This is a genomic window from Streptomyces sp. NPDC050287, from assembly GCF_044459385.1.
Lineage (GTDB): Bacteria > Actinomycetota > Actinomycetes > Streptomycetales > Streptomycetaceae > Streptomyces.
In genome coordinates this window covers 190,615-215,465 of record NZ_JBITIY010000011.1, presented here as the reverse complement: position 1 = coordinate 215,465, position 24,851 = coordinate 190,615, and the positions used below count along the sequence as shown (strand labels likewise).

Sequence of the window (24,851 nt, the reverse complement as noted above, 5' to 3'; positions counted from 1 at the left end):
TCTCGGATCGCCGGCGTGAGCCCTTGCCATCGACCGATGACCCCTCTATGGTCGTACGAACGTAAGACATACGAACGTAATTCAACCTGAAGGAGTCCGCGATGACGACAACTCGGCCGGTGGCGCTTGTGACAGGTGCCTCATCGGGGATCGGCAAGGAGACGGCCCGCGCCTTCGCCGCGGCGGGTTTCGAGGTGGTCGGAACCGGCCGCAAGACCTCCGGGCTCACCCCGCCCGCCGGTGTGACGTACCTCGATCTCGACGTGGGCAGTGACGACTCGGCCACCGCCGCGGTAGCAGAGGTGATCGACCGGTTCGGACGCATCGACGTCCTGGTCAACAACGCCGGCATCGGCTCGGCGGGTGCCGTCGAGGAGAACTCCGTCGCCCAGGCCCAGAGCGTCCTGAACATCAACGTCCTCGGCGTCATCCGTATGACGAAGGCCGTCCTGCCGCACATGCGCGCCCAGGGTCGCGGACGCGTCATCAACATCTCGTCCGTCCTCGGGGTCGCCCCCCAGCCCTTCATGGCTCTCTACGTCGCCTCGAAGCACGCCGTCGAGGGCTACTCCGAGTCGCTGGACCACGAGGTCCGCGAGCACGGCGTCCGCGTCCTCCTCGTCCAGCCCGCCTATACCAGGACCAGCTTCGACGCCAACGCCGCGCAGCCCGACACCCCGCTGCCCCTGTATGCGGAGCGACGGCGCATCTTCGACGAGGTGATCGCGGAGGCGATGAAGGCCGGCGACGACCCCGCCGTGGTCGCCAGAACGATCGTCACCGCGGCCACCGATGAGAAGCCGAAGCTGCGCTACACCGCCGGCCCGCTGGCCTCACGCGTCACCAAGGCGCGCCGCCTCGTCCCCGCCGGAACGTTCGACAAGCAGATCCGCAAGAACAACCGTCTGCCCGGCTGACCTCCCGGTCCGGCTTCCAAGGCGCCGACTCGGCCTGAATGCCCGCGATGTGCCCGATATCGCAGGCATCCCTGATGTTCCTGAAGTCCGTTGATCAGCAACTCGTTGATTTACCGAGGAGAGTCATGCAGCAGCGAAGCCGGCAAACGGTCCGGCGCGGTTCATCGAGCGCAAGACGTGTCCTGAAGAAGAAGGCGGGCATCGCGCTGGCGGTCACCGCGACGGCGGCCGTCCTGGGGTCGGCGTCGTCCGCGTCCGCGTGGACGGGAGGCCCGTATGGCGGGCCCGTTGTCACCGACGTACGGACCGCGGCGAGTTTCGACTTCGCCGCCGGCGAGATCCCCGAGAACATCACCGCCAACCCCGACGGCTCAGTGACCCTGTCGATGCTCGGCAGTTGCGCGGTGTGCCAGCGCACCCATGGCCCGGAGCTGATGCGTATGGACGCGTCCGGAAACCGCACGGTGCTCGCCACCGGGCAGGTGGGTGAGGCGATCAGCGGCAACGCCCGTGGCAGTGACGGCACCGTCTACTACGCGTTGTGGGCCCCGGGCAACGCGGACCGCAACGGCGTGTACAAGCTGCTCGCGGACGGTACCCCCCAGCGCGTCGCCGCTCTGCCCGCCGACTCAGGCCCCAACGGGCTGGCCGTCGACCCGACCGGACGCACCCTCTACATCGCGGACAGCCTGAAGGGCATCATCTGGTCCGCTCCGGCCTCGGGCGGACCGGTGACCCCGTGGCTGACCGACGCCGCTCTCGCGCCGGTACCGACCGAAGCCCTGCCGATCGGCGCCAACGGGCTCAGGTTCCACAACGGCGCCCTGTGGATCAGCAACTTCAACAAGGGCACCCTCCTGCGGGTACCGGTCACCGCCACCGGCACGGCCGGAGCAATCCGCCAGGTCGCGGGCGGCCTGCCCAACATCGACGACCTCAGCTTCCTGACCCCCTTCTCCGATGTGGTGTTCGCGGCGCAGAACGGCTCCTCCTCGAACAACGGCCCGGACAGGGTCGTGGTGATCTACCCCAACGGCACCTACAAGCCCGTCCTGACCAGCACGGACGGTCTCGCCTCACCCTCCGCGACCGCGGTTCGCGGCGACCGGCTGTACATCACCGACGGCGGGGTCCCCGAGCCCCACGACCCGAAACTGCAGACCGCGAGAATCAACTTCGCCGCTCTCCTTGCCCACGCGGCACACTGACCTGACCCAGGGCGGCAGCCGGGGCGCAAGCCCTGGCTGCGATGGAGGAACACATCGTGCGGTACACGAAAGAACACAAGCAGGAGACGAGGCAGCGGATCATCGAGACGGCCGGCCGCCGGCTCAAGCGTCACGGCATCGACGGCTCCGGCGTCGCCGCGCTCATGAAGGACGCCGGGCTGACCAACGGCACCTTCTACGCCTACTTCACCTCCAAGGACGACCTCGTCGCCACCGCGGTCGCCGACCAACTGCGCGCACAGCACGAGAACATCGTCGCGCAGGCGGCACCCGGCCGCGCCGGACTCGAACAGATGGTGCGCTGGTACTTCTCCACCGAGCAGCGCGACACCATCGAGGACGGCTGCCCCAACGCCGCCCTGCTCGACGAGATCGGACGCTCCACGGATCGCACCAAGCAGGCGTACACCGACGGCGCGCTGACCCTCATCGACGGCTTCGCCGCCCGCCTGGCACCCCACGATCCGCCGTCGGCGCGTCTGAAGGCACTCAGCCTCCTCGGCGTGATGGCCGGGACGCTACAACTCTCCCGCGCCCTGACCGACCGGCAACTCGCCGACCAACTCCTCGAAGAGGGCATCCGCAACGCCCTCGCACTGCTGGACGCCGAGCAGCACAACTGATCGCTTCAGTCGGTCTGCACCACCGGAGCAGTGCTCTGGGGCTGCTCGCGGGCATCGCCTACCGATCGTTGGGCATCGCGGCGGCGATCGGTGTCGTCCTGTACTTCCTCGCCGCCGTGATCACGCGCCGGCAGCCTTCGCCTCGCCCGCGATCCGCTTCCACGGAGTGAGCCGGAGCAGGCGCGGTGGCTCCACAGGACGCCGGCCCCCCGGGCTCCGCCGGCAGGACAGTGGTCGCCCAGATCCTCGACGACGTGTTGTGTGCTCAGCGTCCCGCGCGTCCGGACCGCAGGCGTGCCGCTGACTGGGCGCTACGCGCGACGAAAGACGGCCGCACGGGCACCGACGATCAGCCTCTGCGGCTGACCGACCGGTCCGACGCTTCCGTGAGGCACGACTGACCCGTCCGATCCGACACCCGCCCTGTTGCAAAAAGTGTCGTTCTCGCTACAGGTCGTTACCTCCATCCCCTTTGGGTCGCTGGATGACTGCGGCACGGTGCGCGCCGTCAGGGCGATTTCCTCCAACCGTGGTGCCTGGTCAGGGATGTGACGGCGTAGCGCCTGGTTCGGCCGTGGTCCCCCTCGCCAAAGAATCGATGATGTGTTCGAATCATGTCGCTGACCGGGGCTGATGGGGTTAGGGTAATCGAACGGGAGTGCGATGAAGATATCGGGCATGTAGCCTAAAAGGGTCGAAAAGAGGCGGAGTGATGGAGGTGCGGCATGGCGGGCTTCGCCCATCTGCACGTCGCGTCCGGTTACTCCGAGCGCTACGGCGCCGCCCATCCCGAGCATCTCGTTCTGCGGGCGGCCGAGCGGGGCGTGACGGCGCTCGCGCTCACCGACCGGGACACGGTCACCGGTGCCGTCCGGTTCGCACAGGCATGCGCGGGAGCCGGGGTCCGGCCGGTCTTCGGTATCGACCTGGCGGTGGAGGCCCTCGCACCTCCGCCGCCCGACCGGCGGCGCCGCACCCCGGTGCGCGGTGGCGCGCACGTCGTCGAGCCGCCGCTGCGGTTCGTGCTGCTCGCGCAGAACCGGGCCGGCTGGGGGCGGCTGTGCCGTATCACCTCGGCCGCCCATGCCGGTACCGCGTCCGGCGCGGCACCGGTGGTGGTGCCGTGGGAGGCGCTGCGCGAGTACGGCGGTCCCGGCCTGACCGTGCTGCTCGGGCCGCTCTCGGAGCCGGTACGGGCCTTGGCGGCCGGGCGGGAAGGCGTCGCGATGAAACTGCTGGCGCCGTGGCGGGAGATCTTCGGCGAGGGAGTCAGGCTGGAAGCCGTAGTGCATAAACGTTTCGGTACCGGTCCTGGATCGCTCCGGCTGGCCGCCCGGACCCTGGCGCTGGCCGACCGCACCGGCACCACCGCGGTGCTCTCCAACGCCGTCCGCTACGCCGACCCCGACCAGCACCGCCTCGCCGACGTCCTGGACGCCGCCCGGCTGCTGCGGCCCATCGACCGGCGCCGCCTGGACAGCGGACAGCGCTGGCTCAAGGACGAGAAGGCGATGACGGCCGTCGCGCAGCTGGTCGCCGAATGCGCCGGAGCCGATGCCCGGCGGGCACACCGTCTGATGGCGGACACCGCGGCCACCGCGGCCCAGTGCGCCGTGGACCCCGGAGCGGACCTGGGACTCGGCAGGCGGCACTTCCCGGAACCCGCGCTCTTCGGCGCCGAGCCCGGAGCGGAGGGAGCGGCAGGGCTGCTGCGCCGGCAGTGCGAGGCCGGCATGGCCCGGCGGGGCCTGGACCGCGACCGGGTGGCCCTCGACCGGCTGGACGAGGAACTCAAGGTGATCTCCAAGCTGGACTACGACTCGTACTTCCTCGCCGTCGGCCAGGTAGTGGCCGACATCCGGGCCAAGGGCATCCGGGTCGCGGCCCGCGGCTCGGGCGCCGGTTCGATGGTCTGCCACGCGCTGGGCATCGCCACCGCCAACCCGCTCGACCACCGCCTGCTGTTCGAACGCTTCCTGAGCGTGCGGCGCGCGTCGCTGCCCGACATCGACATCGACGTGGAGTCCGCCCGACGGCTGGAGTGCTACGACACGATCTTCGACCGGTTCGGCAAGGAGCGGGTCGCCGTCACCGCCATGCCCGAGACCTACCGGGCCCGCCGCGCCCTGCGCGACACCGGCCTCGCCCTCGGCATCGCGCCCGCCGACGTCGACCGGATCGCCAAGAGCTTCCCGCACCTGAGAGCCTCCGACATCACCGGCGCGCTCGCCGAACTGCCCGAACTGCGGCAACTGGCGGCCGAGGCACACCGCTACGGACCGCTGTGGGAACTCGCCGAAGGCCTCGACTCCCTGGTCCACGGCATGGCCATGCACCCCTGCGGCGTGGTCATCAGCGACGCGAGTCTCCTGGACCGGCTGCCGGTGCAGCCCACCCCGCAGGGCGACTACCCCATGGCCATGGCCGCGAAGGAGGAGATCGAGGACCTGGGCAACATCAAGCTGGACGTTCTGGGCGTACGCATGCAGTCCGCGATGGCCCACGCCGTCGCCGAGATCGAACGGACCACCGGCAACCACATCGACCTGGACGACCCGAAGCAGGTGCCGCTCGACGACGTCTTCGCGTTCAAGCTCATCCAGGAGAGCCAGACCCTGGGTCTGTTCCAACTCGAGTCGCCCGGTCAGCAGGATCTCCTGTCCCGGCTGCGGCCCCGCGATCCGCAGGACGTCATCGCCGACATCAGCCTCTTCCGCCCCGGCCCGGTCGCCGGCGGCATGCCCGAGCGGTACATCGCCGCCCGCCATGGCGGCACACCGTCGTATGCCCACCCGGACCTGGAGCCGGTGCTCGCCGACACCTACGGAGTGACCATCTGGCACGAGCAGATCATCGAGACGCTGTCGGTGATGACCGGCTGTGACTACGCGATGGCGGAGATCGCCCGGCGGGCACTCGGCGAGAAGGAACGACTGCCGAAGATCCGGGACTGGTTCCATGGCCTGGCACGCGCGCGTGGCTACAGCGAGAACGTGCGCGAGCAGGTCTGGAAGACCGTCGAGGCCTTCGGCGCCTACGGCTTCTGTCGCGCCCACGCGGTCGCGTTCGCCGTACCGGCCCTGCAGAGCGCCTGGCTCAAGGCCCACTACCCGGCGTACCTGCTGGCCGGCCTGCTCGAACACGACCCCGGGATGTGGCCCAAGCGCGTCCTGGTCTCCGACGCCCGCCGGCGCGGTGTGCCGATCCTGCCCGTCGACATCAACCGCTCCCAGGTGAAGCACACCGTGGAGAAGGCCGACGCGGAGCGGTGGGGTGTGCGGCTCGCGCTGTCCGCGGTGCACGGCATCAGCGAGGGGGAGTGCGCCCGGATCGAGGAGGGGCAGCCGTACGGGTCGCTGTCGGACTTCTGGCAGCGGGCCCACCCCAGCAGGCCGGTCGCCGAACGGCTCGCGGAGATCGGCGCGTTGAACTGTCTCCACGACGGCCGGCTCACCCGGCGTGATCTCCTGCTCCAGATCGCCGAGTTGCATCGGCAGTCCCGCAACCGGACCGCGGGTTCCGGTCAACTGCCCATCGACGCAGGTGCTGTGGGAGGCGCTCAGCCGAGCGGTCTGCCGGAGATGACCGGACGCGAAGCCCTGAGCGCCGAGTTGAGCACCCTCGGCATCGATGTCTCCAGGCACCTGATGGAGCACCACCACAGGCTGCTGCGCGAGATCGGCGCCACCGACGCGGCTCACCTGGCCGGACTGCGCGCCGGTCAGCAGGTCCTGGTCGCCGGCGTACGGGCCTCCACCCAGACCCCGCCGATCGCCAGCGGGCGACGCATCATCTTCGTCACCCTGGAGGACGGCTCCGGCCTGGTCGACCTGGCGTTCTTCGAGGACTCCCACCCGGCCTGCGCGCACACCGTCTTCCACAGCGGACTGCTGCTGGTGCGCGGCACGGTCCAGGTGCGCGGCACCCGCCGTACCGTCGTGGGCACCATGGCCTGGGACCTGGACGAGATCGCCGCGGCCCGCCGCGACAACGGCCCCGAGGCCGCACTCGCCCTCCTCGGCGCCAGCCGGCCGCAACCGACTCCCGCCCAGCCACAACCGACTCCCGCCCGGCCGCAACCGACTCCCGCCCGGCCGCAACCGACTCCCGCCCAGCCGTCCCCGGCTCCTGCCCAGCCGCAGCGCACTCTGGCCAACGGCACCACAGGTGCCCGGCTGCATCCGTACGCCGATCTGCAGCCCGCCGGCACCCGCTCGGCCGACCTGAAGAAGTTCGGCCATCGCAGCCCGGGGAGCGCGGGATGACCACACGCCGGCGGCACATCGCCCACCTCCACCTGCACGCAGCCCTGAGCGAGGCACAGTACGGCGACGTAATCGAACTGATGTCTGGTGTCACGCCTCATGTCCAGGCCATCCCGCCGGACGCCGTCCAGCTCGACCTGACGTCGGCGCTCAGATACTTCGACCTGTCTCCCTATGACGCGGTCCAGTTGGCGAAGATGAGGCTGAAGGCCCTTTACGACATCGACAGCAGCGCCGGGCTCGCGAGCAACCGCATGCTGGCTGCCATGGCGGCCGACGCGTCCGCGCCGGGCGACACCACCTGGGTCCCCGACGGGCAGGCCGCCGACTGGCTGTACCCCCGCCCGGTCACCGCCCTGCCGGGGATCGGCCGCGCCACAGCGGACACACTGGGCAGATACGGACTGCACGCCATCGGTCAGGTCACCGACATACCCCCGGCGACCCTCCAGCGCCTTCTCGGCGCCGGCCCCGCCCGGCTGCTGGCCGAGCGCGCCCGCGGCCACGATCCCCGCCCGGTCACCCCCTCGGAACCGGCAGCGCACCTGGTCGCAGACCTAGTGTTCGAACGGGACTGCCTGGACCCGGAGCAGCATCATCGAGCCGTCCTGGGTCTCGCCGAGCAGATCGGCAGGCGCCTGCGCGGCGAGAACCAGATCACCGGGCGGCTCACCCTCATAGCGCGGTACGCCGATCGCAGCTCCACCACGCGTACGCGCGCGCTGCCGGAACCCACCAGTCACTCACCAGCCCTTGCCGAGGCTGCCCTGGGTCTGCTGACTGCCCTGGGCCTGCAGCGAGCCCGCGTCCGTTCCTGGGCGATCCGTGCCGACGACTTGCTGCCGGCCGGCAGTGCCTACCGCCAGCTCTCCTTGGACCCCGGTGATGCCCGTGCCCGTGCGGCGGAAGCCGCGGCAGACCGTGCCCGCCTGCGCTTCGGGCCGGAGGCGGTACGGCCGGCCGCTCTGGCGGACTGACTGCCTGTGCCTTCCCGTCCGCGTCCCGCCGCAGCGTCCGGCGTCGGCATGGCCTGCTGGAGACGCCGGGAAGTGCCGGTGAGCCACGGCGGGCCGAGCTTCCCGACGACCACAGCTCTCCCTCGCGGTCGCCGCTCCGGTTCGTCGCCTCCGGTCGGTCGCCTCCGGTCCGCTGCCTCCGGTCGGTCGCCTCCGGTTCGTCGCCTCCGCTCGCGCAGCGGCGTGGCGATGCACCGACATCGCCTGTCGCAGGTCAGGCCACGAGCCGGAGGACTTCGGCCAGGCCCCGGTCGCCGGTGCGTTGTTCGGCGGGGAGGATGTAGGCACGCAGGCCGCAGGCGGTGGCCGCGCCGTCGCGTACCGGGTTGTCGCCGACCATGAGGGTGGCGCGAGGGTCGGTGCCGAGGTCCGCGCAGGCCTTGAGGAACAGTTGGGGATCGGGCTTTTCGCGGCCCACCTCGCAGGAGATGACGCAGACGTCGATCAGGTCCTCCAGCCCGGCGTCAGCCAGGTGGACCCGCAGGTCCCAGGCGAAGTCGCTGACGATGCCGACGCGCAGTCCGCGGGCGCGCAGCGCACGGAGTGTCGGTTCGGTGTCGCAGTAGGGCAGCCAGGCGTCGGGTGCGGTGAGTTCCCGGTAGGCCGTCTCCTCGACGCCCCTCAGGAAGTCCACGTGCCCCCACCAGCCCCGCATGGCGCGGCGGTGCTGCTCGGAAGAGAGGTCGCGGCCCGCCTGGAGGGCCGCGACGGCGGGCAGCCGGAAGGCGTCCCGCAGCTGCCGGGCGATCTCGGCAACGGCGCCGTCCTCCTCCACCATGCCCTCACGGCCGCTGGCAGCGCCGACCCGGCGCAGCCACGCTTCCAGATCGATCATCTGGAAGATCGTGTTGCTGAAGTCGAAGAGGACGGCCTTGACCGGCGGGACGGGAGCAGCCATCTCCGCGGCGGTGGGCCGGTACGCGCTGGGGGTTTCGAACAGGGCGTGTATCACGACGTGTTGTCTCCGGGGTCGACTGTTTCGACCAGCACGCCGAGGCCTTTCAGTGCCGCGATCTCCGCGTCAGGGGTGCCGGTGTCGGTGATGACGGTCTCGTAGTCGGCCGCCGTGCCGTACGCGTGGGTGGCTGTCTTGCCGAACTTCGAATGGTCCACGAGGAGCAGGGCCCGCTCGGCGGAGGCGAGCATGGCCAGCTTGACCTCGACGTACTCGCTCAGGGGGTGGAAGAGCTGGCCCGAGAGGACGGCGGTGGCCGACATCAGGGCTACGTCGGCGCGGATACGGGCGAGGGCGCGGGTCACCTCGGGGCCCGTGCAGGAGTTGAAGTCGCCGTGATACCGCCCGCCGAGCAGGGCGACCTCCACACCGGGGGCGGACCCGAGCCGCTGCGCCAGGCCCACCGAATTGGTGACGACGGTCAGTCGGTCGAGTTCCGCGAGCGCGGGGGCCAGGGGGAACAGGGTGGTGGAGTCGTCCATGAGGACCGTACTGCCGGGCCGGATGCGGCCGATCGCGGCGCGGCAGACGGCTGCCTTCGCCGAGAGGGCTGTGCTTTCACGGAAACGGGTCGCGGTTTCCATGGTGACCGCGGGAAAGGGGACGGCCCGGCCGCGTTCCTTGCGGAGAAGGGAACGCTTGGCGAGGTCGTCGAGGTCGCGGTGCATCGTCATCAGGCTGACGCCGAAGTGGTCGGCGAGTTCGTCTATGCGGGTCTCGCCGTGTTCCACGACATGGCGCAGGACGGCCTGACGCCGCTCCTCCACAGCGGCCTGAGACGACCGAGTCCTGGCGGCCACTACGGCTCTCCCTTTCCCTGGTGTTCTGTGCCCGGCACGCGGCTGGGGGCAGGCCGTCATGGCGACGGCCTCGGCCTCGCGGTGCGTAGCGGCGCCCCGAGCCTCGCGGTGCGTAGCGGCGCCCCGAGCCTCGCGGTGCGTGGTGGCGCCCCGAGGTTTCGACCTCGAAGTCTCGCACACGGGCGGGCAGGAACCGGGAGTCGTCGCCTGCCGACGCCTCCCTGCCTCCGCCCGGCCCGGCCGGCCGCTCTCAGCGGCCACTAGGACGCGTCCACGGTGACCAACACCTTGACGTGTTCCGGGGCGAGCGAGGCGGCGAAGGCCTTGGCCGCCTCCTCCAGGGGGAACGTGGCGGTGACGATCTCGTCGGTGTCGACGGCGCCCGAGGCGATCAGGGCGATGGCGGTGCGGTAGTCGTCGGCCGTGTACATCAGCGTGCCCTCGACACGGATCTCGCGGTCCTGGATCAGGTCGAGGCGTACGGGGGTGGTTCCGGCGGCGCCGACGCCGACGACGACGATCCGGCCGCCCTTGGTGACCAGATCGGTGGCCTGGGCCATGGACTGTTCGCGCGCCACACAGTCGAAGACCACGTCGACCGGTCCCCCGAGCGCCTGACGGGCCTGGTCGGCAAGGCCGGTGGTGTCAGCGGGCAGGGCGGCGTCGGCGCCGAGTCGCAGGGCGCGGTCCCGTTTGCCCGGCAGCAGGTCGGTGACGGCGATCTTCGCGGCGCCCGCCTGCCGGGCGGCGGCGAGGACGAGCAGACCGATGGGACCGGCGCCGAGGACGACTACCGCACGTCCGGTGAGGTCACCGGCCTTGGACACGGCATGCACCGGGGTGGCCAGTGGTTCCACGAGGGCGGCCTCGATGTCGGTCATGCCCTCGGGGACGCGGTGGACGCGGTCGGCGGGGATGGCGAACAGGTCCGTCATGGCGCCGGGCGTCTGGCAGCCGAAGACCTTCAGTTCCTGACAGATGTTGTAGCGGCCGGAGCGGCACTGGGGGCACCGTCCGCAGTAGAGGTTCGGTTCGATGATGATCCGGTCGCCCGGGGCGAACCCGTCGGCGCCGGGGCCGACGGCGGCGACGACGCCGACCGCCTCGTGTCCGGGGTGGTAAGGGAGGGACATGAACGGGTGGTGGCCCTGTGCGGCGTGGGTGTCGGAGCCGCAGACGCCCACCATGGAGGTACGGACGAGGAGTTCGCCCTCGCCGGCAGTCGGCGCGGGGACGTACTCGACGGTGATGTCGTCGATCGACCGGACGAGGACACGGCGGATCTGCTGGGACATGGGGTGGTGCTCCGTTTCGTGGCGGTCGGTCGGCGCCGCGGCCGGGATGAGAGGTCGGCGCGCGGCCCGACAGGCGGGGAGACGTACCGGGACGGGGCGCGGGTTCTATGTGCTCCGGAGGCCGGGCTGGAACCGGATCTTGCGGCCGGGGCGGGATCCTCGACGGTGGTGATCTCCACGCTTTCCGGGCCGGGTGATGACGGCCGCCCTCATTTGACTGCTCCTAGGGACAGGCCGCGGACGAGTTTGTCCTGGGCGGCGAAGCCGGCGATGAGGACGGGGAGGGAGACGAGGGTGGCGGCGGCGCAGAGGCGGGCGAGGAAGAGGCCTTCGTTGGTGATGAAGCCGACGAGGAAGACGGGTGCGGTGGAGGCCTGGGTGGCGGTGAGGTTGACGGCGAACATGAACTCGTTCCAGCTGAAGATGAAGCAGATCAGCGAGGTGGCGGCGAGTCCGGGCATGGCGACGGGGGCGACGATGCGCCACAGGACGGTGAGCAGGCCCGCTCCGTCGACTTCGGCGGCTTCCAGGATCTCCTTGGGGACCTCGGCGAGGAAGGAGCGCATCATCCACACGGCGATCGGGAGGTTCATGGCGGTGTAGAGGACGATCAGCGTCCATACGTTGTCGAGCATCCCGGCGTCCTTGACGATCAGGTACACCGGCAGGAGGGCCGCGATGGCCGGGAGGAACTTGGTGGACAGGAAGAAGAACATCACGTCGGTCCATTTGCGGACCGGTTTGATGGACAGCGCGTAGGCGGTCGGTACCGCCAGGGCGAGCACCAGCAGGGTGGAGATGACGCTGGCCATGGCGGAGTTGAGGAGGAAGGGGGTGATGTCCCGGCTGAACAGCAGCTTGTACTGGTCCAGGGTGAGGGGGGCCAGGGGGGTGGGCGGGTTGGTCGCCGCGTCGGCTTCCTGGTGGAAGGAGGTGAGCACCATCCATGCCACCGGCGCGAAGAAGGCGAGGGTGGCCAGCCAGGCGACGAACGTCCACAGCGGGGACAGCCGAGGCGCACCGCCCTGGTCGTCGCCTTGGCGCAGGAGCTTCTTGAACCTCGCCCCTGGGGCGGCGACTGCTGCGTGAGCGGTCATCGGGACACCTCCTCGCGGAAGAGGGATGCGATGGTGCGCAGGGCGAAGGTGGCGATCACGATCGAGCCGAGTACGACGACGACGCCGGCGGCGGCTGCCTGGCCGTACTCGTATTTGCGGAACATGGTCAGGTAGATCTCGTAGGGCAGGTTGGTGGTCTGGGAGCCGGGGCCGCCCTGGGTGATGGTGTAGACGGCGTCGAAGGTCTGCACGACGTAGATGGTGCCGAGGAGGATGCCCAGTTCGAGGTACTGGCGCAGGTGGGGCAGGGTGATGTGGCGGAAGGTCGCCGTCGCGGATGCGCCGTCCATGCGGGCTGCTTCCAGGACGTCGCCGGGCTGGGCCTGCAGGCCGGCCAGGAGGATCAGCATCATGAACGGGGTCCACTGCCAGACCAGGGAGATGACGACGGCGGGCATGGGGTAGGAGGAGATCCAGTCGATGGTGGGGCCGTTGGAGGCGCCGAAGAGTCGCCAGAGGGCGTTGAGGGTGCCGTTGAGCAGGCCGTAGTCGGGGTTGTAGATGGCGTGTTTCCACAAGAGTGCGGCGGCGACGGGCATGACGAGGAACGGGGAGATGAGCAGGGTGCGGGCCAGTCCCCGGCCGAAGAACCTGCGGTCCAGGAGCATGGCCAGGCCGAGGCCGAGGACGACGCTGATGAGGACGACCGACGCGGTCAGGACGACGGTGTTCAGGACCGCGGTGCGCAGCCGTTCGTCGGTGAAGACGAACCGGAAGTTGGACAGGCCGACGAAGTGGCGCTGGCCCGGTTTGAGGATGTTCCACTGGAAGGTGGAGATCACCAGCGTGGCCACGAAGGGGAGTTGGGTGACGACGATGGTGAAGATCAGCGCCGGCAGCAGCGGGATACGGCGCTTCCAGGTGGCCGCGCTGGAGGATTTGTGGGTGCGGGCGGGTGGGGGTGCTGTCTTGGGGGGTGCGGTGAGGGTGGTCATGAGAGGTTCCTCTGCCGGGGACGGCCGGGTGCGGGAAAGCCGGGGGCGGAAGGCCGGGTGCGGGAAAGCCGGGGTGGGGGTGCCCGGCCGGCGGTGGGAGCACCGGCCGGGTGGTGAGGGTTACTTCCGATAGTTTTTGGCGACGGTCTCGGCGAGTTTTTGGCCGTCGTCGAGTGCGGTGTCCACGCTGGTCTTGCCGGCGATGGCGGCGGAGATCTCCTGGGTGACCTTGGTGCCCAGGTCCTGGAACTCGGGGATGGCGACGTACTGGATGCCGACCGTCGGGCGGGGCTGGATGCCGGGGTTGGCCGGGTCGGCCGCCTCGATGGACTTCAGGGTGAGGTCACCGAAGGAGGCGGCGGCCTTCTGGTACTGGGGGATGTCGTAGGTGCTGGCCCGCTTGCCGGCCGGGACGCGGGCCCAGCCGAGTTTGTCGCCGACCAGCTGCTCGTACTTCTTGCTGGAGGCCCACAGCATGAACTTCGAGGCGGCGTCGGCGTTCTTCGTCGTCTTGGGCATCGCCCACGCCCAGGCCCACAGCCAGCCGCTGGCCTTGGTCTTGACGGTGGGCGCGTAGGCGTATCCGACATGGCCGGCGATCTTGCTGGAGGCGGGGTCCTCCAGCGAGCCGGCCGCGCTGGTCGCGTCGTACCACATCGCGACCTTCTTCTGGCTCATCGCGTTCAGGCACTCGGTGAACCCGGCCTGCGGCGCGCCCGCCTCACCGTGCTGTTTGACCAGATCGACGTAGAAGGTGGTGGCTTTCTTGAAGGCGGGGCTGTTGACCTGGGCCTTCCAGTCCTTGGTGAACCAGGTGCCGCCGAAGGTGTTGACCACACTCGTCAGCGGGGCCCCGAGCTCGCCCCAGCCGGCGAGTCCGCGCAGGCAGATGCCGCGCATGCCGGGCTCGGCGCCGTCGACCTTGGCGGCGATGTCGGCGATCTGCTGCCAGGTCGGGTGCTCGGGCACCGTGACGCCCTTGGCCTTCATGACGTCCTTGTTGTACATGAGGAAGGACGACTCGCCGTAGAACGGCAGGGCGTAGAGCTTGCCGTCGGAGCCGGACAGGGACTGGACCATCGGTTTGAGGAGGTCGGCCTTGTCGAAGCCGGTGTCCTTGCCGGCGTAGGAGCCGAGTTCGTGCAGCCAACCGTTCTTGGTCCAGATGGGTACCTCGTAGGCGCCGATGGTGGCGACGTCGTACTGGCCGGCCTGGGTGGCGATGTCCTGGGTGACCTTGTCGCGCAGCTCGTTCTCGGGCAGGACCGTGAAGTTGACCTTGATGCCGGTGTCCTTGGTGAAGGTGCTCTTGGTCAGCTTCGCGATGTCCTCCATCTGCGGGTTGCCGACCATCAGCACGTTGATGCTCTTGCCGCCGCCGGAGGACCCGCCGGCCCCGGCTCCGGAACACGCGGTGGCGAGCAGGGCCGTGGCGGCGGCGCCCGCGAGGAGGACATATCTGGTCGATGGCATGACGGGGGACCTCTCGTACAGATGGCTCGGAGAACGGCGGAGCAGCCAATCGGCGGGGTTCGTCTGGACCCCGGCTGAGGCTCGGCTGGTGGGGAAGGGTGCGCCCCTGGGATGACGGGCGCGGTATCGATGGCGGAATTATTAGCAGAAGACTGCGCCGCTGTTAACACATCTTGCGAGATATTTTTCTGGTCCGGGGTGAGGGGCGCCCCGACGAAGGGCGGGCGCGGGGGCCGGCGCGAAACCTGCCGACGTGGCGAAACGCCTGCTGAGTGGCGCTCTCGCCGCCTGTCCGCGCCGCCGGCCTGGCAGCCCTGGTCCGCTGAAGGGCCACCTCGTGCGTCAGTCGCGATCGCATCCGGTGCGGGAGCAGCCGGCCCGCCGGCGGATGCGGTTCTCGTGGGGGTCGGCGGGGTGGCCCATGGCGCGCGTTCGGCGCCCCGGAGGAAGTCTCCGGGGCGCCGGGTCGCAGCGGCCGCTTCCTTACGCTGCGGCGATACCCTCCATGCCGGATTCGGCGAAGGCGGGCAGTCCGGTGACCGTCGTGACCTTGGTCAGTGAGCCGTTCCCGCCGATGCGGAAGCCGTCGACGGTGCCGGAGGTCCCGTTCTGCACGTACAGGAACCTCTCGTCCTCCGTGACCGCCAGGTCGATGACCCCCTGGGACATGGCCGACGGCGGGGTGGCGATGCCGACCTCGTTGGTGAGCGCGAGCCTGCCGTGCCGGTCGGTGCGGTAGCCGGTGACCGTCGAGTTGCCGGTGTTGCCGCCGTAGAAGAAGTCACCGGCCCGCTCCAGCCAGCACAGCGTGTTCTGACCGTTGGCCAGGGGCTTCTGGATGACCTTGAGGCGGCCGTCGGCGCGCACCTCGTACATGCTGACCGTCGACTTCTCGGCCTCGGCCACCAGCATCCGGCCCGCCTTGTCGAAGCTCATCGCGAACGGCACGCCACCGGCCGAGTCGTTGACCGTCGCTCGGTGCGCGGGGCGCCCGTCGCGGCGCATCGGGAAGACCTCGATGGTGTTGGCCGACTTCGTGGTGACGACCAGCTCGCGGCCGTCCGGAGTGAACGCGACCTGGCCGGGCGAGCTGCTGAACAGCGGCACCTTCTCGTTCTTCAGCCCCAGGGAGCGCTGCGAACCGCCCAGCGGTTCGAGGCCCCCGGACGTGACCCTGAAGCCTTGGACGCTGCCCTTGCCACCCGCGTTCATGACGTAGGCGAACTTCCCGGCAACCGCGATGGATGACGGGAAGTCACCGCCCGAGCGCACTATCCGCCGGTGTGTCAGTTTCTGTCCCTCGACCCGGAACGAGGTCACGGTACCGCTGCCCGCGTTGACCGCCAGCAGCATGTGCGACCCGCGGTCGTAGACGAGCGAGCCCTGGGAGGCGAGGGAATCGGTGGGCGCGTCGACCTGGTCCCCGCCCTTGCCGCCGGTGCCGTAGGTGCCCGCGGCGGTCAGTTTTCCGTCGTCACCGCGCTTGAAGACGTGGATGGTGTTGCCGTCGAGTTCGTTGCCCTGCACGAAGACCGCGTGGTCGGCTCCCGCTTTCGCCGTCTTCGTCGTCGCGCCTTCGTGTGCGCGGGGCACTTCCCCCGCCGAGGCGATGGCCACCGTCGTTGCGACAGCCGCCGAGGCGAGAATGCCGGCCCCTGCAACGGTCAGTCGGACCTGCAACTTCGACCTGCGCCTGGTATGCCTGCTCACACCTGACTCCTCGTACGTCACCGCCACCGCCGGTCGGTGACGTGCAGAGCCAGAGTTGCCTGTGGGGCAGGTGGGATGGAGGTGTTCCGGTTCCGCGTCAGCTTCTCGTAAGAACTCTGTTCGCTCCGGAGAGCTCGGACTGCACTAGGTGGTAACCGCGGATTCGCCGGGTCTGACCCGGAGGGATCGTCGGCGCCCTGGGAGGTCAGTTGGCCCAGGGGGGCGTGATCCGGGTGCCGTCGGCCAGTTCGGCCTCCAGGCCGATGGAGGTGGTGACCCAGGAGATCGCAGTTACGGACGTCGGGTTCTCCACGCTCAGGGTCGCTCCCGGATTGATGATCAATGTGTCGCCCGCCGTGATCCGGTCGGTGCGGCCGTCGAGCGTGATCAGGAGCTCCCCGGTGAGCAGGTGGAAGATCTCCTCGCGGTTGACCGTGTGAGCGGGGGCTTTGGTTCCGGCGGGGATCTCACCCCGCCAGGCGCACAACTCCCTGCTGCCGGTGAGGGGAGTGGCGTACGAGACGAAGCGGGCGCCGTGGATCTCGTGGGTCGTGGCTTCGGACGAGCGGATGACGGGCATGGCTGTCTCCTGCGCGGCGAGATGGTCAAGTTGCTTGACTGAATTCTCCCATGGTCAGGCTGCTTGACCAATTCGTCAAGGGTGTTTCAATGCCTCCGTGCAGAACTCCGAAGCCATGGCCCTGTCCGCCGCCCTGCTCGCCGTAGCCGGTGAGCTCACACACCGCATCAACGAGGGTGTGCTCGCCCGTGGCTTCGAGGGGCTCAGGCCGGCGCACGGTTTCGCGTTCGCCCGGCTCGCTCCGGACGGTGCGACCGTCACCGGTCTCGCCGCCCACCTCGGCGTGACCAAGCAGGCCGCGAGCCAGCTGGTCGACGAGATCGTGCGCAAGGGATACGCCGAGCGGCGGCCGCATCCCGGGGATGCGCGGGCTCGGCTGGTCGTGTTGACCGAGCGGGGGTGGGCCTGTACGCGGGCGGCCGAGGAGGCGGCGGCGGAGGCCGTGAGGGCGTGGGTCGAGCTGCTGGGTGAGGATGAAGTGAGCGCGTTGCTGGGCCAGTTGGTGCGCATCGCTCCCCATGGTCCCCTGCGGCCCACCTGGTGACACGGTGGTGAGGCCTGTCCGACCTGAGCCGCCGGACAGACCTCGCCCCCGTGCCGGCCTTCGGGCATGGCGACCGTGCCGGCCGTCGTTCGAGCGCGTCGGCGGACCGAGGGGAACAGGGCCGCCGAGCCCAGTGCCAGTGGGGCCGCGCCGCCATCGCGAGGTACGGCGTGCTGCTGTCGCCGCCGGTCTCGGCGAGGTTCTCGGGGCCGCCGGCCGGCTCGGGCTCGTCGGGTACGGGGCTCCCGGTCGCCGCCACCGGCTTCGCTTCCGGCGCCGCCGGCGCTGCCGGACCGCGTACAGCAGCTACCGGCCGGTGCGCTCGGGGAGGGCGGCGGAGAACGGGGAGAAGCCGCTCGCCGCGACCGGGTGCTCCAGGTCGAGGTCGTCCCAGGCCAGGGGCCGCGTCGGGGCGTAGTCGGCCTGGGTGACGTACACCTTGAAGGCGCCCTTGTGCGGGGCTGTCACGCGGTACTCGAAGGTGAGCCGTGCGCGGGCCCGGTGGACTGCGCGGTCAGGGCCGACGGGGTCAGGCCGAGAGGGGCGACGGGGGCGTGCGGGCATACGGGATCTCCTCGGAACCGGTGGTGATGGGCACCGGATCCAAGAAACCCCGAAACCGCCTGCTGAGGGCGGTCCGAGGCGATCTTTATGGCCGTCTTAAGGGAGGGTTCGGACTCGGATCAGGTAGGTGCCATGCGCGCCTGGACGAGCGAGCGGGTCCTACTGTCATTCACTGTCGACTCACTGTCGACTCACTGGAGAAAAGCGGCTGGACTCGAGGGGCTTCGGCCCTCACCCGTCCGGCCACCAGGTGCGTGCGATGTCCTTGCGGACCTCCGGACGTCCCGACGGACGATCGTCGGCCTCCTCGCGGACCCGGGAGTCCGTCTTCTTCAGGGGCTTCTGCACGGTCATACGGCGCATGGCTGCCTCCTTCGGGGACTACGAGTTCCGCGTTCTCACGGAGGTAGACCCGTGCAGGGAGAGTTCCTCATCGATTGCCGGTCTGTCAGTGGCCGCTGTCACGATTCGACTGTCAGTGGCGGGTGTCACTCTTGGGCGCATGACGAACGAGAGTGACGCCACGACCTCGACGGACGTCGACTGGGACGCCCAGGCGGCCTCCTTCGACGACGAGCCGGACCACGGCCTGCGCGACCCGGACGTGCGCCGCGCCTGGGCCGAGCGGCTGCGCGGCTGGCTGCCCGGGCACGCGGCCGACGTCCTCGACCTCGGCTGCGGCACCGGCAGCCTCTCACTCCTCACGGCCGAGCAGGGACACCGCGTCACCGGCGTGGACCGGTCCCCGAACATGGTGGCCCTCGCCCGCGCCAAACTCGCCGGGCGTGACGCGGTGTTCCTCGTCGGTGACGCCGCGGAACCGCCGGTGGGAGAGGAGCGGTTCGACGTGGTGCTCGTCCGGCATGTGCTGTGGTCGCTGCCCGACCCCGGCCGCGCCCTGCGGCACTGGCGGGAGCTATTGCGCCCCGGAGGGCGGCTGGTGCTGATCGAGGGCGTGTGGGGCACGGTCACCCCGGTCGGCATACCCGCCGACCGGCTCACCGCCCTCCTCGCCCCGCTCGCCGGGCAGGTGCGCGTGGACCGGCTGTCGGACGACGCGCTGCTGTGGGGGAGGGTGGCCGTGGACGACGAGCGGTACGCGGTGGTGGCGACGGTGTGAGCCGTAGGCGGTTCTGCCGTTGTCCGGCTCCGGCTACGTGGTTACGCGAGCAGCGTTTCCAGGCCGTCCTCCCGGGCCAGGGCCTCCAGCTCGTCCAGGGCTGTCACGGCGGCGGCCGCTGCCCGCGGATCCCGGTCCGCGAGACCGCTCTCGGCGAACTCGTCCTCGTCCAGACGGCGTACGTCCGTGCCGTCGCCCGAGACCCACAGGTCCAGGTCGAGGTCCTCGACCACGAGTTCCGTGCCGGAGAGCGTGGCCGGGCGGGTGACGTCGCAGTACCAGCCCTTCAGCGCGCCGGCCGCGTCCCGGACCTCCTTCACTGCGTACCAGCGGTCACGCCAGTAGTACTCGGTGAAGATGTCACCCGGCTCGAAGCGGACAAAGCCGAAGTCGCGGCTGCCGGTACCGGCCCAGGGGGCACGTACGGCGATCCGGGTGCCGTCGTCGGCCAGCAGCACGCTCCGGTAACGGATCTTCGTACGGCCCGCCTTGACGAGAACGACCTCCACCTGGCCTGTCGGCTCAGCCGAGTTCGCGGACATAGCGCACCTCCGTCGCGCAGACTTCGTAACCGAACCACTTGTTGATCGCGATCATCGGGCCGTTGCCGGTGTCGTTGCCGGTGAACGCCTCCGTGAGACCGGCCTCGCGGGCGCGGTGCAGGGAGTCGGTCTTGGCGAGCTTGGCGAGGCCACGGCCTCGGAAGGCGCGGGCGGTGCCGGTCATGACGGTGCCGTAGCGGGTGCCGCCGTCCGTGCGGGCCGCGCTGAAGGCGACCGGGCGGCCCTCGGCCACGGCGATCGAGGTCAGCTCAGGGCTGAAGAGCGGATGGTGCCAGGTCCCCTCCAGCCAGGCCTCGTAGTCCGTGAACTCGTAGTCGATGTCGCTCGGCTCGTCCGACATCGTCTCGGAGTCCAGCTCGAACACCGGGCGCGGGTCGTCCGCGAAGTCGGCACCGGTGCGCAGCTCGATCCCGGCCGGCAGGGGCGGGCGCGGGGGGAGGTTGCCGTTCGTCAGGTCCAGGCGCAGGAAGTGGGCGGAGCGGCTGCCGCGGTAGCCGTGCCGTTCCGCGAAGGCGCGGTTGCCGGGCCCGTCCAGGACCCAGGCGAAGAGCTTGGTCGCCCCCAGACCGGCAAGGTACTCCTCGGCGGCGCGGACCAGACCTGTGCCGGCCCCGCGCCCCGTGCGCTCCGGGTGCACGTACACGTTGACGTAGCCCTGCCCCGGCTCCGGGCTGTCGTGGACGATCCCGACCTGGGCGGTGCCGACGATCTCGCCGTCCTCCTCCGCGACCAGGGGGCGGAAGTGGGAGGCGGGGTGGGCGTGGGTGAGGTCGTAGACGAGGGAGTCCGCGGTGACGAGGTAGAACGGGAGAGCGAGGTGGCGGACCCGGGCGAAGCCCTCGAAGTCGGCCCGCGCCCCGGGGCGGAGGTCGCGCACAGTCATAGTCATATGGGCGGAGGCTATGCGGGAGATGCCTCCCGGTGCCTCTCATTTTCGCCCGGGTGCGGGACAATCGCCCACGTGACCTTGAAGATCCACATCGATGAGAGCGCCCCGCCGTACGAGCAGGTGCGGGCGCAGATCTCCGAGCAGGCGCGGTCGGGCGTGCTGCCGGTCGGATACCGGCTGCCGACCGTGCGAGGGCTCGCCGAATCGCTCGGCCTGGCCGCGAACACGGTCGCCAAGGCTTACCGGGCGTTGGAAGGGGACGGGGTGATCGAGACGCGGGGCCGCAACGGGACGTACATCGCCGCGGCGGGCTCGGCGGCGGAACGTGAGGCGGCGACGGCTGCCCAGGCGTACGTCGAGCGGGTGCGGCGGCTCGGGCTGGACGAGAACGCGGCTCTGGTCGCTGTGCGGGATGCCCTGCGGGCGGCTTACGGGGAGGGCTGAGGAGGCGGCACCGTTCGGTACCGCTGCAGTGTGCTGTTGTGGCTTGACGCCGTGGGCGGCGAAGGGAGTTCAGCGGCGAAAGGGGCGGGGCGGCCGCAGGGTCACGGAGGGACCGAAGAGGCAGGGCGGGCAGACGCGGGCCTGCCGGAGGGCCGGAGGGCCAGGTCGGCGAGCGCAGCCCGCCGACGAGCCGGAGGCGGAAGAGCCGCCGGCTAAGGCGTCCGCGTAGGCGTCAGGCCCGCTGTTCTCGCCGCCCTGGCGAACACCGCCGCATCCTGCACCGCCGCCGCGTTCGGGTCGTTGTTGAAGTACGCGTACACGTCCTCCCTGTCGGACCACGTGTCCGCGATCCGTTCCGCCCACGTCCTCAGGGACCGTCGGCCGTAGCGGGGCCAGGCTCGGGCGCGGCCCTGGTGGAAGCGGACGTAGCCCCAGTCCGTGGTGCGCCACAACGGGGTGGCCGGGCGGGACAGGACGTCGGCCCAGCACAGGGCGGCCGAGCGGGTCTCGAGGACCTTGCGGACCTCGGGGGTCCACCAGGAGTCGTGGCGGGGTTCGACGGCGATCCTGGTGGCGGGCGGGAAGCAGGCCAGGCAGGCGTCCAGCAGGTCCGGATCGGCGCGCAGGTTCGGCGGGAGCTGGAGCAGGACAGGGCCCAGGCGGTCGCCCAGGCCTTCCGCGTGGCTCATCAGACGGTGGACCGGCTCCTCGGGGTCCTTCAGCCGTTTGATGTGGGTGAGGTAGCGGCTGGCCTTGACCGCGACCACGAAGTCCGGCGGGGTGCGCTCCCGCCAGGCCTCGAAGGTCTCGCGGGAGGGCAGCCGGTAGAAGGCGTTGTTGATCTCGACGGTCGCGAACCGTGCGGCGTACTCCTCCAGCCACAGCCGCGTGGGACACCCGGCCGGGTAGAAGACGCCCCGCCAGTCCTTGTACTGCCACCCCGACGTGCCGACGAACAGGGTCATAGCCCCATCAAAGCACTACGCGCAAACCGCTACAGGCAAACCACACCGGCCAAGCCGGCACCAGGCAAGCCGCACGGCCAAGCCGGCACCGGGCAAGAACGCGCCGGCCAAGCCGCACGGGCGAGGCCGCGCCGGCCAAGCCACCGCCGGCAAACGCCTACAAGTACAAGCCCGCGTCCGCCCCCGGCCGGGGCTCCGGTACCGCCGTCGGGGACGTGCCCCGGCGCAGTGCGTACAGCTCCGCCAGCGTCGCCCCCTCGCGGCCGACGCCCTCCTCGGTGCCCAGCCAGGTCGCCGCCTCCCGGCGGGTCAGCGGGCCCACCTCGATGCGGGCCAGACAGCGGCCGGGGCGGACCACGGCCGGGTGGAGCCGCTCCAGGTCCTCGTTGGTCGTCACGCCGACCAGGACGTTGCGGCCCTGGCCCAGCAGGCCGTCGGTGAGGTTGAGCAGCCGGGACAGCGCCTGCCCCGCGGTGTGCTTGGCCTCGCCGCGGATCAGCTCGTCGCAGTCCTCCAGGAGCAGGAGCCGCCAGCGGCCCTTGCCCGTGCTGTCGTCCTCGCCGATCGCGATGTCCATCAGATACCCGACGTCGCTGAACAGCCGCTCCGGGTCCAGGACGCAGTCGACCTGGCACCAGTCCCGCCAGGACCGGGCCAGTGTCCGCAGGGCCGACGTCTTGCCGGTGCCGGGCGGGCCGTGCAGGAGGAGCAGCCGGCCGGCGATGTCCTCCGGGGTCGTCTTCATCAGGCGGTCCATCGCGCCCGCCACCGGCGCGGTGTAGTTGGCCCGCACCTCGTCCCAGGTGCCCGCGGAGATCTGACGGGTGGTCCGGTGCGGGCCGCGCCTCGGGGAGACGTACCAGAACCCCATCGTCACGTTCTCCGGCTGCGGTTCGGGCTCGTCCGTCGCGCCGTCGGTGGCCTGGTCGAGGACCTTCTCGGCGAGTTCGGCGGTGGTCGCCGTGACGGTGACGTCCGCGCCCCGGTTCCAGCGGGAGATCAGCAGGGTCCAGCCGTCGCCCTCGGCCAGCGTGGCGCTGCGGTCGTCGTCGCGGGCGATGCGCAGCACCCGGGCGCCGGGCGGCAGCAGGGTCGCCCCGGAGCGCACGCGGTCGATGTTGGCCGCGTGGGAGTACGGCTGCTCGCCCGTCGCGAAACGGCCGAGGAACAGCGCGTCGACGACGTCGGACGGCGAGTCGCTGTCGTCGACGTTGAGCCGGATCGGCAGCGCGTCGTGAGGGTTCGCAGACATGCCGCCATGATCCGGCACACACGCGCCTCACGCACCCGCTTTCCGCAGTGCGCCGGCTGTGTCGCCGGTGCCGGGTGTATCCGGTGTGTCCCCTCCGTCCTGTTACAGAGCTGTGTGGCTACGACCTCTGCCCCCGTGCGTGTCCGGCCGGTTACCGTTGCCCTCGATGGGACGTCATGGGTGGAATTCGGGGGCTCGGCGGTGGCGGCTCACCGCGCTGCTCGGTGTGGGCGCGGCCGTACTCGCCCTGCTGGTGACCTTGCTCAACACACTTCCAGGGAACGGCGCGAGCACCGCGGGCACCTCACGCGACGGCGACACGGTGCACGGCACACCGGGCCCGCCCGCCGCCTCGAAGCCCGACGTCGGCTGGGGTTTCACCCACACGCAGTTCAGTGCCGACGAGGGCAGCGCCACCGCCACCGAACGGGTGGAGGGGCGGCTGAAGAACGCCGGCGGGCTGCCGCAGAACCAGCACATCATGGGCTGGGGCGCCGACAACCCCGAGCCGGTGAAGGGGCGTTACGACTTCGCGGCGCTGGACCGCCGTATCGACTTCATGCGCGCGTCCGGCGCGACTCCCGTCATCACCCTGTGCTGCTCCCCGGACTGGATGAAGGGCGGCAGGTCCGGCGTCGACAACACCGACTGGAGCCAGGCCGCCCTGGAGACCGCGCCGACGCCCGAGCACTACCAGGACTTCGCCGACCTGGCCGCGACCGTCGCCAAGCGCTATCCGGACGTACGTCACTTCGTCGTCTGGAACGAGTTCAAGGGCTTCTGGAACGACGCGCGGGCCCGCTGGGACTACGAGGGCTACACCAAGCTCTACAACCTGGTCTACAAGGCGTTGAAGAAGGTCGACCAGCACATCATGGTCGGCGGGCCGTATCTGGTCATGGACAGCCTCGACCCGCGTTCCGAGGACGCCTCGACCACCTTCAGGGGTCCCTGGGGCGCCATGGACCAGCGTGTCCTGGACGCCTTCACGTACTGGAACAAGAACAAGGCCGGTGCCGACTTCGTGGTCGTCGACGGCTCCAGTTACACCAACGACGACGAGCTGCTGCCCGACGAGTTCGCGGCCACCGACAAGTTCACGGCGGTGGGGAAGTGGGTGCGGGCGCGGACCGGTGACCTGCCGCTGTGGTGGTCCGAGTACTACGTCGAGCCCGCCGACGCCGACGACGAACGCAAGGGCTGGTCCGAGGCCCGCCGGATCGCCGTCCAGGCCGCCGGGATGATCGCCATGGTCAAGGGCGGCGCCTCCTCCGGCTTCTACTGGAACCCGGAGCGGGAGAAGGGCACCGAGTGCGCGGGCTGCCTGTGGACCCCGACCGACCGGGGCAGCGGCGGCGCGAAACTGCCCATGGACGACCTCGTGTCCCGCTTCAGCGACCGGTTCCCGCCCGGCACCGCCTACCGGACGGTGTCCGTCGCCGCCGACGACGTGCCCAACGTTCGGGTCCTGGCCGGCGACAAGGCGGTCCTCGTCGTCAACACCCTCGACCGGCCGATCAGCGCGCAGGTCGACGGCAGGCGGTTCGCGATGCAGGCGTACGAGGTGAGGTGGCTCGACCGGAAGACCCGTTGA

General features: G+C 70.3%; 23 protein-coding genes. 9 read left to right on the top strand and 14 right to left on the bottom strand.

Features of this window, described 5'->3' with window-relative positions; translation table 11 throughout:
* Positions 1-101: 101 nt before the first annotated feature.
* The 5 genes from ACIBK3_RS33645 to ACIBK3_RS33625 all read left to right on the top strand — a co-directional run bounded on the left by ACIBK3_RS33645 (position 102) and on the right by ACIBK3_RS33625 (position 8,011).
* Positions 102-917 (top strand): oxidoreductase, encoded by an 816-nt coding sequence (locus ACIBK3_RS33645; RefSeq protein ID WP_399371253.1) that lies wholly within the window; start codon positions 102-104, stop codon positions 915-917.
* Positions 918-1,042: 125 nt separating this feature from the next.
* Positions 1,043-2,125: an SMP-30/gluconolactonase/LRE family protein gene (locus ACIBK3_RS33640; protein ID WP_399371251.1), complete on the top strand. Its 1,083-nt coding sequence runs from the start codon at positions 1,043-1,045 to the stop codon at positions 2,123-2,125.
* A gap of 53 nt (positions 2,126-2,178) precedes the next feature.
* Positions 2,179-2,769, top strand: coding sequence for a TetR/AcrR family transcriptional regulator (locus ACIBK3_RS33635; RefSeq protein WP_399371360.1), 591 nt, complete (start codon positions 2,179-2,181; stop codon positions 2,767-2,769).
* Between the two features lie 725 nt (positions 2,770-3,494).
* On the top strand, positions 3,495-7,034 hold the full coding sequence (locus ACIBK3_RS33630) for a DNA polymerase III subunit alpha (protein WP_399371250.1): 3,540 nt from the start codon (positions 3,495-3,497) through the stop codon (positions 7,032-7,034).
* Positions 7,031-8,011, top strand: a complete 981-nt coding sequence (locus ACIBK3_RS33625; RefSeq protein WP_399371248.1) for an ImpB/MucB/SamB family protein — start codon at positions 7,031-7,033, stop codon at positions 8,009-8,011. Before ACIBK3_RS33630 ends, ACIBK3_RS33625 begins: the two co-directional genes overlap by 4 nt.
* Before the next feature lie 253 nt (positions 8,012-8,264).
* On the opposite strand, the gene ACIBK3_RS33620 is transcribed toward ACIBK3_RS33625, so the two are convergent.
* The 8 genes from ACIBK3_RS33620 to ACIBK3_RS33585 all read right to left on the bottom strand — a co-directional run bounded on the left by ACIBK3_RS33620 (position 8,265) and on the right by ACIBK3_RS33585 (position 16,916).
* Positions 8,265-9,002: an HAD family hydrolase gene (locus ACIBK3_RS33620; protein WP_399371247.1), complete on the bottom strand. Its 738-nt coding sequence runs from the start codon at positions 9,000-9,002 to the stop codon at positions 8,265-8,267.
* The gene (locus tag ACIBK3_RS33615; protein WP_399371245.1) at positions 8,999-9,805 is read right to left on the bottom strand and encodes a DeoR/GlpR family DNA-binding transcription regulator; all 807 of its coding nucleotides are present in this window, start codon (positions 9,803-9,805) and stop codon (positions 8,999-9,001) included. The genes ACIBK3_RS33620 and ACIBK3_RS33615 overlap by 4 nt, the downstream gene beginning before the upstream one ends.
* A gap of 260 nt (positions 9,806-10,065) precedes the next feature.
* Entirely contained in the window at positions 10,066-11,100 is a 1,035-nt protein-coding gene (locus ACIBK3_RS33610) for a zinc-binding dehydrogenase (RefSeq protein WP_399371243.1), read from the bottom strand.
* 209 nt (positions 11,101-11,309) lie between these two features.
* Positions 11,310-12,197, bottom strand: coding sequence for a carbohydrate ABC transporter permease (locus ACIBK3_RS33605; RefSeq protein ID WP_399371242.1), 888 nt, complete (start codon positions 12,195-12,197; stop codon positions 11,310-11,312).
* Positions 12,194-13,153: a carbohydrate ABC transporter permease gene (locus ACIBK3_RS33600; protein WP_399371241.1), complete on the bottom strand. Its 960-nt coding sequence runs from the start codon at positions 13,151-13,153 to the stop codon at positions 12,194-12,196. The genes ACIBK3_RS33605 and ACIBK3_RS33600 overlap by 4 nt, the downstream gene beginning before the upstream one ends.
* 120 nt (positions 13,154-13,273) lie before the next feature.
* Positions 13,274-14,626, bottom strand: a complete 1,353-nt coding sequence (locus ACIBK3_RS33595) for an ABC transporter substrate-binding protein (protein ID WP_399371239.1) — start codon at positions 14,624-14,626, stop codon at positions 13,274-13,276.
* Between the two features lie 483 nt (positions 14,627-15,109).
* Positions 15,110-16,336, bottom strand: coding sequence for a lactonase family protein (locus ACIBK3_RS33590; RefSeq protein ID WP_399371237.1), 1,227 nt, complete (start codon positions 16,334-16,336; stop codon positions 15,110-15,112).
* A gap of 205 nt (positions 16,337-16,541) precedes the next feature.
* Positions 16,542-16,916 (bottom strand): cupin domain-containing protein, encoded by a 375-nt coding sequence (locus ACIBK3_RS33585; RefSeq protein WP_399371236.1) that lies wholly within the window; start codon positions 16,914-16,916, stop codon positions 16,542-16,544.
* 97 nt (positions 16,917-17,013) lie between these two features.
* Between ACIBK3_RS33585 and ACIBK3_RS33580 the strand changes: the two genes are divergently transcribed.
* On the top strand, positions 17,014-17,460 hold the full coding sequence (locus ACIBK3_RS33580) for a MarR family winged helix-turn-helix transcriptional regulator (protein WP_399371235.1): 447 nt from the start codon (positions 17,014-17,016) through the stop codon (positions 17,458-17,460).
* Positions 17,461-17,766: 306 nt separating this feature from the next.
* Here the strand turns inward: ACIBK3_RS33580 and ACIBK3_RS33575 are convergent, their stop codons facing one another.
* Together ACIBK3_RS33575 and ACIBK3_RS33570 are read right to left on the bottom strand one after the other, a co-directional pair.
* Positions 17,767-18,024 (bottom strand): lytic polysaccharide monooxygenase, encoded by a 258-nt coding sequence (locus ACIBK3_RS33575; RefSeq protein WP_399371234.1) that lies wholly within the window; start codon positions 18,022-18,024, stop codon positions 17,767-17,769.
* A 231-nt stretch (positions 18,025-18,255) separates the two neighbouring features.
* Entirely contained in the window at positions 18,256-18,387 is a 132-nt protein-coding gene (locus ACIBK3_RS33570; protein ID WP_399371233.1) for a hypothetical protein, read from the bottom strand.
* A 139-nt stretch (positions 18,388-18,526) separates the two neighbouring features.
* Between ACIBK3_RS33570 and ACIBK3_RS33565 the strand changes: the two genes are divergently transcribed.
* Positions 18,527-19,144: a class I SAM-dependent methyltransferase gene (locus ACIBK3_RS33565; RefSeq protein WP_399371231.1), complete on the top strand. Its 618-nt coding sequence runs from the start codon at positions 18,527-18,529 to the stop codon at positions 19,142-19,144.
* Positions 19,145-19,185: 41 nt separating this feature from the next.
* On the opposite strand, the gene ACIBK3_RS33560 is transcribed toward ACIBK3_RS33565, so the two are convergent.
* Both ACIBK3_RS33560 and ACIBK3_RS33555 read right to left on the bottom strand, forming a co-directional pair.
* Positions 19,186-19,686, bottom strand: a complete 501-nt coding sequence (locus tag ACIBK3_RS33560; RefSeq protein ID WP_399371230.1) for a DUF402 domain-containing protein — start codon at positions 19,684-19,686, stop codon at positions 19,186-19,188.
* Positions 19,667-20,596: a GNAT family N-acetyltransferase gene (locus ACIBK3_RS33555; RefSeq protein WP_399371228.1), complete on the bottom strand. Its 930-nt coding sequence runs from the start codon at positions 20,594-20,596 to the stop codon at positions 19,667-19,669. Before ACIBK3_RS33555 ends, ACIBK3_RS33560 begins: the two co-directional genes overlap by 20 nt.
* Before the next feature lie 72 nt (positions 20,597-20,668).
* Here ACIBK3_RS33555 and ACIBK3_RS33550 point away from each other — a divergent pair, with 72 nt between their 5' ends.
* Positions 20,669-21,040 carry a GntR family transcriptional regulator gene (locus ACIBK3_RS33550; RefSeq protein WP_399371227.1) on the top strand — a complete coding sequence of 124 codons (372 nt, stop codon included), beginning with the start codon at positions 20,669-20,671 and terminating at the stop codon, positions 21,038-21,040.
* 212 nt (positions 21,041-21,252) lie between these two features.
* Here ACIBK3_RS33550 and ACIBK3_RS33545 read toward each other — a convergent pair whose 3' ends face one another.
* Together ACIBK3_RS33545 and ACIBK3_RS33540 are read right to left on the bottom strand one after the other, a co-directional pair.
* Positions 21,253-22,005, bottom strand: coding sequence for a DUF72 domain-containing protein (locus ACIBK3_RS33545; protein ID WP_399371226.1), 753 nt, complete (start codon positions 22,003-22,005; stop codon positions 21,253-21,255).
* Positions 22,006-22,162: 157 nt separating this feature from the next.
* On the bottom strand, positions 22,163-23,257 hold the full coding sequence (locus tag ACIBK3_RS33540) for a DUF5925 domain-containing protein (protein WP_399371225.1): 1,095 nt from the start codon (positions 23,255-23,257) through the stop codon (positions 22,163-22,165).
* A gap of 166 nt (positions 23,258-23,423) precedes the next feature.
* Here ACIBK3_RS33540 and ACIBK3_RS33535 point away from each other — a divergent pair, with 166 nt between their 5' ends.
* Entirely contained in the window at positions 23,424-24,851 is a 1,428-nt protein-coding gene (locus ACIBK3_RS33535; RefSeq protein ID WP_399371224.1) for a xylan 1,4-beta-xylosidase, read from the top strand.

Excerpts from the sequence above, each read along its gene's own strand:
- ACIBK3_RS33645 (WP_399371253.1), top strand. The coding sequence starts at position 102 with ATGACGACAACTCGGCCGGTGGCGCTTGTGACAGGTGCCTCATCGGGG.
- ACIBK3_RS33640 (WP_399371251.1), top strand. The coding sequence starts at position 1,043 with ATGCAGCAGCGAAGCCGGCAAACGGTCCGGCGCGGTTCATCGAGCGCA.
- ACIBK3_RS33630 (WP_399371250.1), top strand. The coding sequence starts at position 3,495 with ATGGCGGGCTTCGCCCATCTGCACGTCGCGTCCGGTTACTCCGAGCGC.
- ACIBK3_RS33625 (WP_399371248.1), top strand. The coding sequence starts at position 7,031 with ATGACCACACGCCGGCGGCACATCGCCCACCTCCACCTGCACGCAGCC.
- ACIBK3_RS33610 (WP_399371243.1), bottom strand. The coding sequence starts at position 11,100 with ATGTCCCAGCAGATCCGCCGTGTCCTCGTCCGGTCGATCGACGACATC.
- ACIBK3_RS33605 (WP_399371242.1), bottom strand. The coding sequence starts at position 12,197 with ATGACCGCTCACGCAGCAGTCGCCGCCCCAGGGGCGAGGTTCAAGAAG.
- ACIBK3_RS33600 (WP_399371241.1), bottom strand. The coding sequence starts at position 13,153 with ATGACCACCCTCACCGCACCCCCCAAGACAGCACCCCCACCCGCCCGC.
- ACIBK3_RS33595 (WP_399371239.1), bottom strand. The coding sequence starts at position 14,626 with ATGCCATCGACCAGATATGTCCTCCTCGCGGGCGCCGCCGCCACGGCC.
- ACIBK3_RS33585 (WP_399371236.1), bottom strand. The coding sequence starts at position 16,916 with ATGCCCGTCATCCGCTCGTCCGAAGCCACGACCCACGAGATCCACGGC.
- ACIBK3_RS33575 (WP_399371234.1), bottom strand. The coding sequence starts at position 18,024 with ATGCCCGCACGCCCCCGTCGCCCCTCTCGGCCTGACCCCGTCGGCCCT.
- ACIBK3_RS33570 (WP_399371233.1), bottom strand. The coding sequence starts at position 18,387 with ATGCGCCGTATGACCGTGCAGAAGCCCCTGAAGAAGACGGACTCCCGG.
- ACIBK3_RS33565 (WP_399371231.1), top strand. The coding sequence starts at position 18,527 with ATGACGAACGAGAGTGACGCCACGACCTCGACGGACGTCGACTGGGAC.
- ACIBK3_RS33560 (WP_399371230.1), bottom strand. The coding sequence starts at position 19,686 with ATGTCCGCGAACTCGGCTGAGCCGACAGGCCAGGTGGAGGTCGTTCTC.
- ACIBK3_RS33555 (WP_399371228.1), bottom strand. The coding sequence starts at position 20,596 with ATGACTATGACTGTGCGCGACCTCCGCCCCGGGGCGCGGGCCGACTTC.
- ACIBK3_RS33545 (WP_399371226.1), bottom strand. The coding sequence starts at position 22,005 with ATGACCCTGTTCGTCGGCACGTCGGGGTGGCAGTACAAGGACTGGCGG.
- ACIBK3_RS33540 (WP_399371225.1), bottom strand. The coding sequence starts at position 23,257 with ATGTCTGCGAACCCTCACGACGCGCTGCCGATCCGGCTCAACGTCGAC.
- ACIBK3_RS33535 (WP_399371224.1), top strand. The coding sequence starts at position 23,424 with ATGGGACGTCATGGGTGGAATTCGGGGGCTCGGCGGTGGCGGCTCACC.